12 protein-coding genes are annotated in these 16,342 nt (G+C 67.4%); all 12 read left to right on the top strand.

Going from position 1 to position 16,342, the window contains the following annotated elements; genetic code table 11:
* Positions 1 to 120 precede the first annotated feature (120 nt).
* The 12 genes from ACIPVN_RS06355 (at position 121) to ACIPVN_RS06300 (ending at position 16,332) form a co-directional block, all read left to right on the top strand.
* The gene (locus ACIPVN_RS06355; RefSeq protein WP_400440947.1) at positions 121 to 1,410 is read left to right on the top strand and encodes a sugar ABC transporter substrate-binding protein; all 1,290 of its coding nucleotides are present in this window, start codon (positions 121 to 123) and stop codon (positions 1,408 to 1,410) included.
* A gap of 15 nt (positions 1,411 to 1,425) precedes the next feature.
* Positions 1,426 to 2,400, top strand: a complete 975-nt coding sequence (locus ACIPVN_RS06350; protein ID WP_400440944.1) for a carbohydrate ABC transporter permease — start codon at positions 1,426 to 1,428, stop codon at positions 2,398 to 2,400.
* Positions 2,397 to 3,230: a carbohydrate ABC transporter permease gene (locus ACIPVN_RS06345; RefSeq protein ID WP_400440942.1), complete on the top strand. Its 834-nt coding sequence runs from the start codon at positions 2,397 to 2,399 to the stop codon at positions 3,228 to 3,230. The genes ACIPVN_RS06350 and ACIPVN_RS06345 overlap by 4 nt, the downstream gene beginning before the upstream one ends.
* Positions 3,227 to 4,711: a glycoside hydrolase family 3 protein gene (locus ACIPVN_RS06340; RefSeq protein ID WP_400440939.1), complete on the top strand. Its 1,485-nt coding sequence runs from the start codon at positions 3,227 to 3,229 to the stop codon at positions 4,709 to 4,711. Before ACIPVN_RS06345 ends, ACIPVN_RS06340 begins: the two co-directional genes overlap by 4 nt.
* Before the next feature lie 14 nt (positions 4,712 to 4,725).
* Entirely contained in the window at positions 4,726 to 5,589 is an 864-nt protein-coding gene (locus ACIPVN_RS06335; protein ID WP_400440937.1) for a MurR/RpiR family transcriptional regulator, read from the top strand.
* Between the two features lie 155 nt (positions 5,590 to 5,744).
* Positions 5,745 to 7,418: an ABC transporter substrate-binding protein gene (locus tag ACIPVN_RS06330; protein WP_400440934.1), complete on the top strand. Its 1,674-nt coding sequence runs from the start codon at positions 5,745 to 5,747 to the stop codon at positions 7,416 to 7,418.
* 91 nt (positions 7,419 to 7,509) lie between these two features.
* Positions 7,510 to 8,514 (top strand): ABC transporter permease, encoded by a 1,005-nt coding sequence (locus tag ACIPVN_RS06325; RefSeq protein WP_400440931.1) that lies wholly within the window; start codon positions 7,510 to 7,512, stop codon positions 8,512 to 8,514.
* A 34-nt stretch (positions 8,515 to 8,548) separates the two neighbouring features.
* Complete coding sequence (locus tag ACIPVN_RS06320) at positions 8,549 to 9,499, top strand: ABC transporter permease (RefSeq protein WP_400440928.1); 951 nt, start codon at positions 8,549 to 8,551, stop codon at positions 9,497 to 9,499.
* Positions 9,496 to 11,187: an ABC transporter ATP-binding protein gene (locus ACIPVN_RS06315; protein WP_400440925.1), complete on the top strand. Its 1,692-nt coding sequence runs from the start codon at positions 9,496 to 9,498 to the stop codon at positions 11,185 to 11,187. Before ACIPVN_RS06320 ends, ACIPVN_RS06315 begins: the two co-directional genes overlap by 4 nt.
* 147 nt (positions 11,188 to 11,334) lie before the next feature.
* Positions 11,335 to 11,928 (top strand): hypothetical protein, encoded by a 594-nt coding sequence (locus ACIPVN_RS06310; protein ID WP_400440922.1) that lies wholly within the window; start codon positions 11,335 to 11,337, stop codon positions 11,926 to 11,928.
* 78 nt (positions 11,929 to 12,006) lie between these two features.
* Positions 12,007 to 12,612, top strand: a complete 606-nt coding sequence (locus ACIPVN_RS06305) for a hypothetical protein (protein ID WP_400440919.1) — start codon at positions 12,007 to 12,009, stop codon at positions 12,610 to 12,612.
* 219 nt (positions 12,613 to 12,831) lie between these two features.
* The gene (locus tag ACIPVN_RS06300) at positions 12,832 to 16,332 is read left to right on the top strand and encodes a DNA-directed RNA polymerase subunit beta (protein WP_400440916.1); all 3,501 of its coding nucleotides are present in this window, start codon (positions 12,832 to 12,834) and stop codon (positions 16,330 to 16,332) included.
* Positions 16,333 to 16,342 lie beyond the last annotated feature (10 nt).

Genomic DNA, 16,342 nt, shown 5'->3' with positions numbered 1-16,342 from the left:
CACAAGCATGTGACGATCGTGTGAAAAACTTGCAGGCAATTAGTTAGTCGTAGATACTTATTCGACAGGGCGAGCACCCACTCGTCCATCCCCAGGACGTTTCAAAGAGGAGATCCACTGATGCACAAGCGCATTCTTCCGGTCGTGGCGCTCGGCGCCGTGGCTTCGCTCGCGCTGGCCGGCTGCGCCGGCGGCGGCGACAACGGCGGAGCAGCAGACGGAGAGGGCCAGGAGCTCACCGTCTGGATCATGAAGGGCACGAACCCGGATTCCACCGCCTTCTACGACAAGGTCTCCGAGGCCTTCGAAGAGGAGACCGGAGCGACGGTCAACATCGAGGAGATCCAGTGGGCTGACGCGCACGATCGCTTCGTCACCTCGATCGCCGGCGGCACCACCCCCGACATCGCCGAGACCGGCACCACCTGGACCGCCGAGTTCGCCGACGCCGGCGCCCTCCTCCCGCTCGACGAGTACGTCGACGCCGAAGACGGCCTGCGCGACGACCTGGTCGAGGGTCTCGAGGTCGCCGGCACGTACGACGACGAGCTCTACGGCATGCCCTGGTACGCCGGCGTGCGTTCGCTCGTCTACCGTGCCGACGTGTTCGAGGAACTCGGTCTCGAGGCTCCGAAGACGTGGGACGACATCATCGCCGCGGGCGACGCGATCAAGGCCGCCAAGCCCGACATGCTCCCCTTCCCGGTTCCCGGTGACGCCGAGTTCCAGGTCTACCCCTGGGTCTGGGGTGCGGGCGGAGAGATCGCCACGAAGGACGGCGACACCTGGACCAGCGAGCTCGACAGCACCGAGTCGCAGGCCGGCATCGGCTTCTACACCGGTCTCGCGACCGAGCACGGCTTCTCCTCCGCAGGTGCCACCACCTGGAAGGAGACCGACCTCCGTGACGCGTTCACGCAGGGCAACGTCGCCATGATGCTCTCGGGCTCGTGGACGCCGAAGTCGCTCATCGAGGCGGCCCCCGACCTCGAGGGCAAGATCGGCGCGGCGGTCATCCCCGGCGAAGACGGCGGCATCGCTCCGTCCGTGCTCGGCGGATCGCACCTCTCGGTCTTCAACACGACCAAGAACGCCGACCTCGCGTGGGAGTTCGTCAAGCTCATGACCACCGGCGAGTTCGCCGAGCAGTGGTCGAACGAGACCGGCTACTTCCCGGGCGTCCAGTCCGCGATGGAGGAGGCCCTCGCCTCGACCGACCCGCTCGTGGCGCCGTTCGCCGAGCAGATGGTCGACGGCGGAGCATCCGTCCCGGTCACCCCGAACTTCGGCGCCGTCCAGGCGAAGAAGACGACCAACTCCATGATCCAGGCCATCCTCAGCGGGCAGAAGGACGTCGCGACCGCGACGAAGGACGCCGCCGCTGAGATGACGGACCTGCTCAACCAGTAAGGAAGCATCCCTTCCATGTCGATGGTGCAAGCGCCACTGCCGGCCACGAAGGCGGAGTCCACCTCCGCCTCCGTGGCCGGCGGCCGGAAGCGTCGCGGTCTCTCGATCGTCACGGCCCGCCCCTGGCTCCTCCTCGCGCCCGGGCTGATCATCCTCGGGGTGCTCATGCTCTGGCCGCTCGTCCAGGTGTTCATCTACTCGCTGCAGGACTACGGTCTGCGCGAGATCAACACCGGGGAGAGCAACTGGATCGGCTTCGACAACTACGTCGAGGCGCTCACCAACCCGACCCTGTGGACGGTGGTCCTGCCGAACACCGTCGGGTTCGCCGCGGTGGCGGTCTTCGCCACCGTGGCGGTCGGCACGCTCGTCGCCCTGCTGCTCGCCCGACTCGGCACCACGTGGCGCGTCATCGTCTCGAGCTGCATCATGGTCGCCTGGGCGATGCCCGCCGTGACCGGCACCTACGTCTGGACCTTCATCTTCGATGCCGACCGCGGCATCTTCAATTCGGTCCTGCGCGACCTCGGCCTCATGGATCAGTCGATCAACTGGTTCACCAACCAGTGGTCGTTCTACGCCATCGTGCTGCTGAACGTCGTGCACCACGGCTTCCCGTTCGTCGCGATCACGGTGCTCGCCGGTCTCCTCGGCGTCTCGAAGGAGATGCTCGAAGCCGCAGCCCTCGACGGCGCCGGCGCGTGGCGCCGCTTCTGGAAGATCATCTTCCCGACGCTCAAGCCCGTCTTCTCGGTCGTGATCATCCTCTCGACCATCTGGGACTTCAAGGTCTTCGCCCAGGTGTACCTGATGCCCGGCGGTGGCGGCGGCAACCGCCAGGTGCTCAACCTCGGCGTCTGGTCGTACGTCGAGTCGTTCGGTCAGAACCGCTACGGCTTCGGTGCGGCACTGGCCGTCCTGCTCACCCTCGTGCTGATCGGCATCACGATCGTGTACATCCGATCCCTCATGAAGGAGGACGAGCTGTGAACCCGCGCGCATCCCTCCGCTCCCGCATCGGTATCGGGATCGCCGTCGCGGCCGTCCTGATCTTCACCCTGTTCCCCGTCTACTGGATGGTCTCCAGCGCGTTCGACAAGAAGGCGTCGAGCGGTGGGCAGTCGCTGCTGCCGCAGGAGTTCACCTTCGACAACTTCGCGTTCGTGCTCACCGAGGGCGGCTTCGGCACTTTCCTGCGCAACTCGGCGATCGTGGCGCTCGTCACGGTGCTCGTGAGTGCGCTCGTCTGCCTCCTCGCCGCCGTCGCGGTCGCCCGCTTCAAGTTCAAGTTCCGCACCACGATCCTCATGATGATCCTCGTCGTGCAGATGGTGCCGCTCGAGGCGCTCGTCATCCCGCTGTTCCTCCAGGTGAAGAGCCTGGGCCTGCTCAACAGCATCCTGGGCCTGATGGTCGTGTACGTCGCGCTCTCGCTCGCCTTCGGCATCTGGATGCTGCGCGGATTCGTCGCCGCCGTCCCGGTCGAGCTCGAAGAGGCCGCCTACATCGACGGGGCGAGCTGGTGGCGCATGTTCCGCTCGATCCTGCTGCCCCTGGTCATGCCGGGCCTCGTCGCGACGAGCATCTTCAGCTTCATCACCGCCTGGAACGAGTTCATCTTCGCGATGACGATCCTCGGGGCCGAGACCGACCAGTACACGGTCTCGATCGGTCTCAAGTCGTTCTTCGGCCTGTTCGCGAACGACTGGGGCAGCATCATGGCCGCGTCGACGATCATCACCCTCCCGGTCATGATCTTCTTCGTGATCGTGCAGCGCCGTCTGGCGTCGGGCATGGTGGCGGGAGCCGTGAAGGGATGACCGACGACCTCGAGCGTCTCGCGAACGGCGTGCTCTGGCCGGGCTTCTTCGGCACGGAGGCGCCCGCATGGCTCACCTCCGAGTTGCGCGACGGCCTCGCGGGCGTCGTGTACTTCGGTCAGAACGTGGGCGAGGGATTGCCGGCCCTGAGCGCCGAGATCCTCGCGGCCAACCCGGATGCCCTGATCGGCGTCGACGAGGAGGGCGGCAGCGTCACCCGACTCGAGTCGGCCACCGGGTCGACGCTCCCCGGAGCCGCGCAGCTCGGAGCACTCGACGATCTCGTCGCGACCGAGCGCACCGGCGCCGAGCTCGCCCGTCGCGTGCGCGCGGTCGGTGCGAACGTCGTGCTGGGCCCCGTCGCCGACGTGAACACCGATCCGCGCAACCCCGTGATCGGCGTGCGGGCGTTCGGTTCCGAGGAACCGCTCGTCACGCGCCACGTGATCGCCGCGGTGGACGGTATCCAGGACGGCGCGGTCGCCGCGTGCATCAAGCATTTCCCGGGTCACGGCGACACGCACCTCGACTCGCACCACGCGCTGCCCGAGATCGCTCTCGACATCGACGAGTACGAGCGGGTGCACCTCGCACCGTTCCGCGCTGCGGTCGAGGCCGGGGTCGACAGCATCATGACCGCGCACATCGTCGTACCGGCGTGGGGCGAGAAGCCCGCCACCCTCAACCCGCGCGTGCTCGGCATGCTGCGCGAGTGGGGCTTCGAGGGCGTCATCATCACCGACGCGCTCGACATGGCGGCCATCCGGGAAACCGTCGGGATCGGCGGGGGAGCGGCGCAGGCCCTGGCGGCCGGCGCCGACCTGCTCTGCATCGGCAACCCGACCAATCCCGGTGACGATGCCCTCCCCGACCAGGACGAGCGCGACTTCCGCGCCGCGCGCGACGGTATCGTCGCCGCGCTGCGCGACGGGTCGCTCTCCCGCGACCGCGTCGAGGATGCCGCCGGTCGAGTGGCGGCCCTGGCGCGCAAGCTCCGAGAGGCTGCCACGACGGTGTCGGCTGACGTCGACGACTTCGACGCGTCCGACGTCGTGCGCCGTGCGATCAACGTCGTCGGAGACGCTCCGACGACGGCAACCGCTCTGTCGGTCGTCGACGCGCGCCGCCGGTCGACGCTGGCCGTCGACAGCGCATCGGCATACGTCTCGGCGACGCTGGCCGACGACGGGCGCCGCGTGCGTCTCGACGTCGCGCACACCTCGGTCGAGGAACAGGATCGGGTGCTCGACGACGCGGTGTCGACGGCGGGCACGACCGTGCTGCTCATCGACCGCCCCGATGCGGATGCCGCGCAGCGCGCACTCGTCGAGCGCGCCGCCCTGCGCGACCCGCGCGCGGTCGTCGTGAACGTGGGCCTCGCCGCTCGCACGGCGCTCCCGCTGCCGACCGTCGAGGTGGGCGCCGCCAGCAGGCTGGGAGCGCAGATGGCGCGGGAGCGGTTGGTCGGCGCCGCCGGCTGAGACGGATGCGCACGATGGACGACGACGTTCTCGCGCTGATCCGCCGCTCGGTGCCCCGACTGACCGCGGCGGAGACGCGGGTGGCCGAGCGGATCCTCGATGACCCGATGCTCGTCGTCGAGCTCGCGATCACCGACCTCGCCGAGCTGTGCGGAACGTCGCTGTCGACCGTCGCGCGCTTCGCGCAGTCGCTGGGCTGCAGCGGCTATCGAGAGCTGCGCGTGGCGGTGGCGCGATCGGTGACGCTGGCCCAGGCGCAGCAGGCGCGCTTCGGGTTGGATTCGACGACGATCTCGGCCGACGACGGCCCGGCCACGATCGCCGCGAAGCTCGCGGCCCAGCAGATCGACGCGATCGAGAAGACCGCCCACGGACTCGATGCGGCGAGCCTCGACCGAGCGGCGCGGGCCATCGTCGGCGCCCGTCACATCGACCTCTTCGGGCAGGCGGCCTCGTCGCTCGCCGCGCAGGATCTGCAGCTCAAGCTCTCGCGCATCGGCAGCGCCGTCTCGCACTCGGCCGACCCGCACCTCGCGCTGACCGCAGCCGCGCTGCGCACGTCGGACGACGTGGCGGTCGCCTTCTCGCACAGCGGGGAGACGGTCGAGACCCTGCGCGCGCTGGAGGTGGCGCGAGATGCCGGTGCGCTCACCGTCGCGGTGACCGGCGTCGCCGACTCCTCGCTCGCGCGGACCGCCGAGCTCGTGCTCCTCACCCACGCCTACGAGTCGCCGTTCCGGATGGCGGCGATGTCGAGTCGGATCGCCCAACTGGCTCTCGTCGACGTGCTCTTCGTGCGCGTCGTGCAGCATCGGGGGGAACCGGTGGCGATTCCGCTGCGGCTCACGCACGACGCCGCGGTGCACCACCGCCGCTGAGACCCGGGCCCGCAGACCGCGATACCGGATCGCAACACTCTCGTAACGACGAGAGTCTTGGCATACCAAGATCCACTGAGTACGGTCGAGGGAATCACCATGCGGGCGACGATGCCCGCATGCGCAGTGAAACGCCCCACAGGGAAGGTCCATCCATGCACCAGTCACCACTTCGACGACGCGGCCTCGTCGCCATCACGGGGGCGACGATCGCCGCCCTCGCGCTCGCGGGTTGTGTCGCGAGCGAGCGCGGCGACAACGATTCGGAAGGGTCCGGCGACGTCGACGGCACCTTCGTCTTCGCCGCATCGTCCGACCCGGCCAGCCTCGACCCCGCGTTCGCGCAGGACGGCGAGAGCTTCCGCGTCTCCCGGCAGATCTTCGAGGGTCTCGTCGGCACCGAGCCGGGAACGGCCGACCCCGCGCCGCTCCTCGCCGAGAGCTGGGAGTCGTCGGAGGACGGCATGAGCCACACCTTCGAGCTCAAGCAGGACGTGACCTTCCAGGACGGCACGCCGTTCAACGCCGAGGCCGTGTGCGTCAACTTCGACCGCTGGTACAACTGGACCGGTCTCGCCGCGTCCGAGGCCTTCGGCTACTACTACAACAAGCTCTTCAAGGGCTACGCCGACACTGCGGCGGACGCCGTCTACAAGTCGTGCACGCCCGACGGCGACTACTCCGTCACGATCGACCTGAACAAGCCCTTCGCCGGTTTCGTGGCGTCGCTGTCGCTGCCGTCGTTCGCGATGCAGAGCCCCTCCGCGATGCAGGAGTTCGGCGCCGACGAGGTCGGCGGATCCGCCGAGGCCCCGCAGCTGTCGGAGTACGCCATGGGTCACCCGGTCGGCACAGGCCCCTACCAGTTCGACGAGTGGGCGCCGGGTGAGCAGGTCACTCTCAAGGCCTACGACGGCTACTGGGGCGACGCCGGACAGATCGACGAGATCATCTTCCGCACGATCGACGACCCGACCGCTCGCCGCCAGGCGCTGGAGTCCGGCTCGATCGACGGTTACGACCTCGTCGGCCCGGCCGACACCAAGGCTCTCGAGGACGACGGCTTCACCATGGTGTCGCGCCCGCCGTTCACGATCCTCTACCTGGCGTTCAACCAGGCGGTGCCCGAGCTGCAGGACCCGAAGGTGCGCGAGGCGCTGTCGTACGCGGTCGACAAGGACGCGCTGATCAGCCAGGTGCTCCCCGAGGGTACCGAGAAGGCCATCGAGTTCGTACCCGAGGTCGTCAACGGCTACAACCCGGATGTCACGACCTACGACTACGACCCCGAGAAGGCCAAGGAGCTGCTGGCCGAGGCCGGCTACGACGAGGCCAACCCGCTGAAGCTCACCTTCAACTACCCGGTCAACGTCTCGCGTCCGTACATGCCGGACCCCGAGCAGATCTTCACGGTGCTCTCGTCGCAGCTCTCCGAGGTCGGCGTCGAGACCACCCCGGTCTCGGAGGAGTGGGTCGAGTACCTCGACCGCACCACCGGCACGTCGGACCACGGCATCCACCTCCTCGGCTGGACCGGTGACTACAACGACACCGACAACTTCGTCGGCGTGTTCTTCGGTCAGCAGAGCTCGGAGTGGGGCTTCGACAACCCCGAGCTGTTCCAGAAGCTCAACGAGGCGCGCGGCGTCTCGAACCTCGAGGACCAGACGGCTCTGTACGAAGAGATCAACGAGATGGTCGCGCAGTTCATCCCCGGTGTTCCGCTCGCGCACCCGGCGCCCACGCTGGCGTTCGACCCGCGCGTGGAGAGCTACCCGGCCAGCCCGGTGAACGACGAGGTCTTCACGGACATCTTCCTCACCAAGTAGGCCCGACCGACGCTGCACGGTCCCGGGTTCCTGAGCCTGTCGAAGGGCCCAGGAACCCAGGACCGTGCGCGCCCGATCTACGGAGATCTCTGTGCTGCGCACCATCGGCGGGCGACTGCTGTTCCTCATCCCCACTCTGATCGGCCTCAGCATCCTGCTGTTCGCCTGGGTCAGAGCCCTCCCCGGCGGCCCGGCCGTCGCCCTTCTCGGTGAGAAGGCGACCCCCGAGGCCATCGAGAGGGTCAACGAACTCTACGGATTCGACAAACCGCTCCTCGAGCAGTACTTCGTCTGGGTGACGAGGCTGCTCCAGGGCGACTTCGGCACCTCGATCCAGACCAACCGGCCGGTCGTCGAGGAGTTCTTCCGCCGGTTCCCGGCCACGATCGAGCTCAGCGTCGTCGCGCTCATCTTCGCGGTGGGCGTCGGCATCCCGCTCGGCTACTGGGCGGCGCGCCGCCACGGCAAGTTCAGCGACCACGCCTCGGTCGTGCTGAGCCTGATCGGCATCACCATCCCGGTGTTCTTCCTCGCATTCATCCTGAAATACGTCTTCGCCGTGCAACTGGGCTGGCTGCCCTCCGACGGCAGGCAGAATCCGAGGATCGATGCCACGCATCCCACGGGCTTCTACGTGTGGGACGGTCTCATCACGGGCGAGTTCGATGCCGCGTGGGACGCGATCCTGCACCTGATCCTCCCGGCGCTCGCGCTGGGAACGATCCCGCTCGCGATCATCGTGCGGATCACCCGGGCGAGCGTGCTCGAGGTGCAGAACGCCGACTACGTGCGCACCGGCCGGGCGAAGGGCGTCGGATCGTCGACGCTGCGCAACCGGTTCATCCTGCGCAACGCCATGCTGCCCGTCATCACGACGATCGGTCTGCAGACCGGCCTGCTCATCTCGGGGGCGGTGCTCACCGAGACGGTGTTCGCCTTCCCGGGGATCGGGTCGTTCCTGGCCCGGGCGATCTTCACCCGGGACTTCCCGGTGCTGCAGGGCTTCATCATCTTCATCGCGATCGCGTACGCGCTGATCAACCTCGCGGTGGACGTCTCGTACAGCTTCATCGACCCGAGAGTGAGGGTCCAATGACGACCATCACCGGCATCCGGAAGGGGGCGATGTCATGAGCGTCGCACTCCCACCCGCCCAGGGCGGCGGCGTCATCGACACCGTCTCGATCGCCCAGGCCGGCATCAAGGAAGGGCCGGGAGGGTTCTGGCGCGACGTCTTCCGACGTCTGCGCCGCAACCCCACGGCGTGGACCGGCGCGTTCATCGTGCTGCTCTTCCTGCTCGTGGCGGGTCTGGCCCCGCTGCTTGCGCCGTATCCCGAGACCGCGCTCCCCGGGGCGAAGTTCATCACGCCGACCTATATCCCCGGACCGGGGGAGCTGCCGCAGTTCCCCCTCGGTCTGGACCGGTTCGGCGGCGACGTGCTCTCGAAACTGATCTGGGGTGCGCGGGCGTCGCTGCTCGTCGGTGTCATCTCCACCGCGATGGGACTCGTCGGCGGCATGCTGCTCGGTCTCCTCGCCGGCACCTTCGGCGGCTGGGTCGACACCGTGATCATGCGCTTCGTCGACATCATCCTCTCGGTGCCGAACCTGCTCCTCGCGGTGTCGATCGCGGCGATCCTCGGTCAGACGCCGTTCGCGGTGATGATCGCGATCGGTGCCTCGCAGGTGCCGATCTTCGCCCGCCTGCTGCGCGCCTCGATGCTGCAGCAACGATCGAGCGACTACGTGCTCTCGGCTCAGACCCTCGGCCTCGGCCGGGGCCGGATCACGATGTCGCACGTTCTGCCCAACGCGATCGGTCCCGTGATCGTTCAGGGGACGCTCACGCTCGCGACCGCGGTGATCGACGCCGCAGCACTGTCGTTCCTCGGTCTCGGCGGCGGCCGCCCCGAGACCGCCGAGTGGGGGCGCATGCTCACCTATGCGCAGGCGGAACTCTCGATCGCGCCGTGGCTGGCCTTCCTGCCCGGTATCTGCATCGCGGTCACCGCGCTCGGCTTCACCCTGTTCGGTGAGGCGCTGCGCGAGGCCATGGACCCGAGGACGCGTGCCCGATGAACGCCCAGGAGAACACGATGAACGACACCCCGCTGCTCTCGGTCGAGGGCCTCGCGGTCGACTTCACCACCATGGACGGCGTCGTGCACGCGGTCGAGGGGGTCGACCTCGAGATCTCGCCCGGTGAGACGGTCGCGATCGTCGGCGAGTCCGGGTCGGGCAAATCGACGACGGCGATGGCCATCATCGGCCTCCTCGCGGGGGGAGGCAGGGTCGCGAGCGGCAGCATCCGCCTCGACGGGCGTGACATCGCGCACGCCGGCGAGAGCGAGCTCCGTGCGATCCGCGGACGCGACATCGGGCTCGTGCCGCAGGATCCGATGTCGAACCTCAACCCGGTCGCGAAGGTCGGCACCCAGGTCGCCGAGACCCTGCTCGCCCACGGTCTCGCCACGCGGCAGAACGTGCAGCAGAAGGTCGTCGAGGCTCTCACCGCCGCGGGCCTGCCCGATCCCGAGAAGCGGGCGAAGCAGTATCCGCACGAGTTCTCCGGCGGCATGCGGCAGCGCGCACTGATCGCGATCGGCCTCGCCTGCAAGCCGCGTCTGCTGATCGCCGATGAACCGACGAGCGCGCTCGACGTCACGGTGCAGCGCACGATCCTCGATCAGATCGGTGCGATGACGCGTGAGCTCGGCACCGCAGTGCTGCTCATCACGCACGACCTCGGTCTCGCCGCCGAGCGCGCGGAGCGCGTCGTGGTGATGCACCGCGGCAAGGTGGTCGAGCAGGGACCCGCCCGCCGGATCCTCGAGGACCCTCAGCATCCGTACACGCAGTCCCTCGTGAAGGCCGCCCCCTCGGTCGCGGCCGCGCGTCTGCGGCCGGAGGCCTTCCAGGTCGAGGAGCGAGCGGATGCCGCGACCGACGCGTCGGCGGATTCCGTGTCCGCAGCGAAGACCGACAACATCGTCGACATCGAGGGGCTCACCAAGGTGTACCCGGTGCGCGGACGCGGAGAGGACTTCGTCGCCGTGAACGACGTCTCTCTCGCGATCCCGCGCGGTGAGACGGTCGCGATCGTGGGGGAGTCGGGGTCGGGAAAGACGACGACGGCGCGGATGCTGTTGAAGCTCATCGAGCCGACCAGCGGTCTGATCCGCTTCGAGGGCAAGGACGTCGCCTCGCTCAGTCGTGCGGAGACGCGCGACTTCCGCCAGCGCGTGCAGCCGATCTTCCAGGATCCGTACTCCAGCCTGAACCCGATGTTCACGATCGAGCGTCTGATCGCCGAACCCCTCGAGTTCTACCGACGGGGGAGCGGGGCCGAGCGTCGTGCACGCGTACGCCAACTGCTCGACGACGTGGCCCTGCCGCAGTCGATGCTCGGGCGGTACCCGTCGGAGTTGTCGGGCGGGCAGCGGCAGCGCGTCGCGATCGCCCGTGCACTCGCGCTCTCGCCCGACCTCATCGTGTGCGACGAGCCGGTCTCCGCCCTCGACGTGCTGGTGCAGGACCAGATCCTCACCCTGCTCGGAGATCTGCAGAGCGAGTACGGACTCAGCTATCTCTTCATCTCGCACGACCTCGCCGTGGTGCGTCTCATCAGCGACTACGTGTGCGTGATGAAGGACGGCAGCCTGGTGGAGGCCGCATCGTCGGAGGAGATCTTCACGAACCCGCGAGACCCGTACACGCGTCGTCTGCTCGCCTCGATCCCCGGGAACGAGCTCGACATCGCGTCGTGAGGGGGTCGCGGTTCGCTGAGACACCGCATCGGCCGTGAGACACCACGTCAGACGTGGTGTCTCACGGCCGATGTGATGTCTCGAGTTATCCACAGGGGATCGGATGCCGCGAGCAGAGGCCGTGCCGATCTGCCTAGGGTGTCCGGCATGCATGCTCGAATCGCTTCGCTCTCCGTCCTGTCCGCGTCCGTCATCGTGCTGGCGGGATGTGCTGCCGTCCCCGCATCCGTCGAGGCCACGGGGGCGACCTCCACACCGTCCGCGAGTTCGTCGAAGAGCCTCGACGCGGAACCCGCGACGGGCGAGACGTTCTCCGGCACCGGCTACAGCTTCGCCGCGCCCGAGGGGTGGACCGAGACCGCGCCTCCGGCCGGCACCACGGCGCCCGACGTCTTCGTCGCGTCGTCTGACGCGAGCGATGGTTTCGCCGACAACGCGAATGTCCTGATCCAGGAGGGCGTGGTGACCCCCGATATCGTCGAATCGACCGGGGTGGAGCAGCTTTCCGAGATCTGGAAGACCGATGTCGAGATCGGAGATCGCGTCGAGATCGCAGGCGAGGAGGTCGCGCATCTCGCGGCGGACATGGATCTGAACGGCATCGCCTACGTGATCGATCAGTACTACCTGGTCGACGGTGAGAAGAGCTACATCGTGACCTTCTCGTCGGATGCCGACGCCACGAGCGCGGAGCGCACAGCGCTGGCCGAATCGGTTCTGAGCACCTGGGCCTGGGAGTGATTTCGGGACCCGGGCCTCGACCCGCGAAAGCATGCAGCCCGGCCGGCGATGTCGCAGGCAATGGATAGCATGTGTCGCATGCGCACTCCTGTTCGATCCGCCGCCCTGCTCGTCGCCGCCGCTCTCACCCTCACCGGGTGCTCGACGCTCATCCCGACCCCGCAGGAGACGAGCGGGTCCTCGTCCGAGGTCGAGGCGGAGGAGACGACGGCGGGCGAACTCGATGCCGTGCCCGCGACGGGAGCCACGATCGCCGGTGACGGCTACACGTTCATCGCGCCCGCGGGGTGGGAGGACCCGCAGCAGGAGATCCCCGGGTTCGACCCCGACAGCTTCGCCGCGAACCTCCAGGATGCCGACGGGTTCGCCGACAACGTGAACGTGCTCAAGTCCCCGGTCGGCGTCGTCACGCCCGACCAGGTCGAGACGCTGGGGCTCAAGGAACTCGAGACCGTGGGCGCCACCGACGTCATCGTGCACGACCGCGTCGTCGTCGCCGATTCGGAGTCCGCGCACATCTCCGCGGCGATGTCGAGCGAGGGGGTCTCGTACGTCGTCGACCAGTACTACGTCAGCAGCGCCGACCAGACCTACGTCGTCACCTTCTCCTTCAGCGACACGGTGCCGGCGGCAGACCGCCAGCAGACCGCCGAGTCGGTGCTCGTCACCTGGAGCTGGGGGTGACGCTCGCCGGAGCACGCTGAAGGGTGCCAATACCGCAGCATCCGAAATTGGTCAAGGACTCCACTTGCCATGTCGCAGATTCGTGTTTATAGTTAGTAGTTGCGCTCGCTTCTCCATGCCCTCATATGGTGGTCGGCATTTCGTTGAGCTTCTGAGCGCACACTCCACCTGACGACAAAGGAATCGAGAAGCCCTGCGGGGCTCACGGAGGTTATTCCCTTGGCTGCTGCTCGCAACGCATCCACATCCACCACCACCAAGAACGGACGCGGAGCTTCCCGCCTCTCGTTCGCCAAGATCTCCGACACGCTGACGGTCCCCGACCTTCTCGCCCTCCAGACCGAGTCCTTCGGCTGGCTCGTCGGAAACGACGACTGGAAGGCCCGTGTGGCCGAGGCCAAGAAGGCCGGCCGCACCGACGTCAACGAGATCAGCGGTCTCGGCGAGATCTTCGAGGAGATCTCTCCGATCGAAGACCTCGGCGAGACGATGCAGCTCTCGTTCACGAACCCGTACCTCGAGCCCGAGAAGTACTCGATCGAGGAGTGCAAGGAGCGCGGCAAGACCTACGCCGCTCCGCTGTACGTCGAGGCCGAGTTCATGAACCACCTCACCGGTGAGATCAAGACCCAGACGGTCTTCATGGGCGACTTCCCCCTCCAGACCGGCAAGGGAACCTTCATCATCAACGGCTCCGAGCGCGTCGTCGTCTCGCAGCTGGTGCGTTCGCCCGGTGTCTACTTCGACAAGACGCCCGACAAGACGTCCGACAAGGACATCGTCTCGGCGCGCGTCATCCCGAGCCGTGGTGCATGGCTCGAGTTCGAGATCGACAAGCGCGACCAGGTCGGTGTGCGCATCGACCGCAAGCGCAAGCAGTCGGTGACCGTCTTCCTCAAGGCCCTCGGCATGACGAGCGAAGAGATCCTGGCGGAGTTCGCCGGCTTCACCTCGATCGAGGAGACGCTCGCGAAGGACACCATCGTCACGAAGGAAGATGCGCTCCGCGACATCTACCGCAAGCTGCGTCCGGGCGAGCAGGTCGCCGCCGAGGCCGCCCGCGCGCTCCTCGACAACTTCTACTTCAACCCCAAGCGCTACGACCTCGCGAAGGTGGGTCGTTACAAGATCAACCACAAGCTCGGTCTTGACGCGCCGCTGACCGACTCGGTCCTCACGGTCGAAGACATCGTCGCGACGATCAAGTACCTCGTGCGCATCCACGCGGGCACCGAGACGTTCGAGGGCATCCGCGGTGGCAAGAAGGCCGAGATCCGTCTCGCGACCGACGACATCGACAACTTCGGCAACCGTCGCATCCGCGCGGTCGGCGAGCTGATCCAGAACCAGGTCCGCACCGGTCTGTCGCGCATGGAGCGCGTCGTCCGCGAGCGCATGACCACGCAGGACATCGAGGCGATCACGCCGCAGACCCTGATCAACGTGCGCCCCGTCGTCGCCGCGATCAAGGAGTTCTTCGGAACGTCGCAGCTGTCGCAGTTCATGGACCAGAACAACCCGCTCGCGGGTCTGACCAACAAGCGCCGTCTCTCGGCGCTCGGCCCGGGTGGTCTCTCGCGTGACCGCGCCGGCGTCGAGGTCCGTGACGTCCACCCGTCGCACTACGGCCGCATGTGCCCGATCGAGACCCCGGAAGGCCCGAACATCGGTCTGATCGGTGCTCTCGCGACGTTCGCGCGCATCAACTCGTTCGGTTTCATCGAGACCCCGTACCGCAAGGTCGAGGGTGGCGTCGTCACCGACCAGATCGACTACCTCACGGCTTCCGAAGAGGTCGACTTCAACATCGCGCAGGCCAACGCCCCGCTCGATGCCAAGGGTCGCTTCCGCGAGAGCCACGTCCTCGCGCGCCCCAAGGGCGGTAGCGGTGAGGTCGACCTCTTCCTCCCGGAGGAGATCGGCTACATCGACGTCTCGCCGCGCCAGATGGTGTCGGTCGCGACCTCGCTCGTGCCGTTCCTCGAGCACGACGACGCGCAGCGCGCCCTCATGGGTGCCAACATGCAGCGTCAGGCCGTGCCGCTGCTGCGCAGCGACTCGCCGCTCGTCGGAACCGGTATGGAGGGCTACACGGCCATCGACGCCGGTGACGTGATCACCGCCGAGAAGGCCGGTGTCGTCTCCGAGGTCTCCGCGGACCGCGTCGTCGTCATGCTCGACGAGGGCGGCACGCAGGAGTACCACCTGCGCAAGTTCGACCGCTCCAACCAGGGCACCTCCTACAACCAGAAGGTCGTCGTCACCGCCGGCGAGCGCATCGAGGTCGGAGAGGTCATCGCCGATGGCCCCGCCACCGAGAACGGCGAGCTGGCCCTCGGGAAGAACCTCCTCGTCGCGTTCATGACGTGGGAGGGCTACAACTTCGAGGACGCGATCATCCTGAGCCAGGACCTGGTGAAGGACGACACCCTCTCCTCGATCCACATCGAGGAGTACGAGGTCGACGCTCGCGACACCAAGCTCGGCAAGGAGGAGATCACCCGTGACCTCCCCAACGTCAGCCCGGAGCTGCTCAAGGACCTCGACGAGCGCGGCATCATCCGCATCGGCGCCGAGGTCCGCCCCGGCGACATCCTCGTCGGCAAGGTCACGCCGAAGGGCGAGACCGAGCTGTCGGCCGAGGAGCGTCTGCTCCGCGCGATCTTCAACGAGAAGAGCCGCGAGGTCCGCGACACGTCGCTGAAGGTTCCCCACGGTGAGCAGGGCACGATCATCGCCGTCAAGGAGTTCAACGCCGAGGACGGCGACGACGAGCTGGGCTCGGGCGTCAACCGCCGCGTCGTGGTCTACATCGCCCAGAAGCGCAAGATCACCGAGGGCGACAAGCTCGCCGGCCGTCACGGCAACAAGGGCGTCATCGCGAAGATCCTCCCGATCGAGGACATGCCGTTCCTCGCGGACGGAACCCCGGTCGACATCGTCCTGAACCCGCTCGGCATCCCGGGTCGAATGAACTTCGGTCAGGTGCTGGAGACCCACCTCGGGTGGATCGCCAAGCAGGGCTGGAAGGTCGAGGGCACTCCGGAATGGGCCGTGCGTCTGCCGGAGCAGGCTTTCGAGGCCGCTCCCGGCACGAAGGTCGCGACCCCGGTGTTCGACGGCGCGTCGGAGGAGGAGATCTCCGGTCTCCTCGACTCGACGCTCCCGACGCGCGACGGCGTTCGCCTGATCGACTCGACCGGAAAGACGCAGCTGTTCGACGGCCGCTCCGGTGAGCCGTTCCCGGCACCGATCTCGGTGGGCTACATGTACATCCTGAAGCTGCACCACCTGGTCGACGACAAGATCCACGCACGCTCGACGGGTCCGTACTCGATGATCACCCAGCAGCCGCTCGGTGGTAAGGCGCAGTTCGGTGGACAGCGCTTCGGTGAGATGGAGGTGTGGGCCCTCGAGGCCTACGGCGCCGCGTACGCCCTTCAGGAGCTCCTCACGATCAAGTCCGACGACATCCTCGGCCGCGTCAAGGTCTACGAGGCGATCGTCAAGGGCGAGAACATCCAGGAGCCCGGCATCCCCGAGTCGTTCAAGGTGCTCATGAAGGAGATGCAGTCGCTCTGCCTGAACGTCGAGGTCCTCTCGGCCGACGGCACGCTGGTCAACCTCCGCGACACCGACGACGAGGCGTTCCGCGCCGCGGAAGAGCTCGGTATCAACATCTCCAGCCGCTTCGAGGCCGCCTCGATCGACGAGATCTAACCCTTCGACA

This window comes from Microbacterium sp. NPDC090003, assembly GCF_044748385.1.
GTDB lineage: Bacteria > Actinomycetota > Actinomycetes > Actinomycetales > Microbacteriaceae > Microbacterium.
The sequence above is the reverse complement of the archived record's forward strand: the minus strand, read 5'-3'. Positions and strand labels throughout refer to the sequence as shown.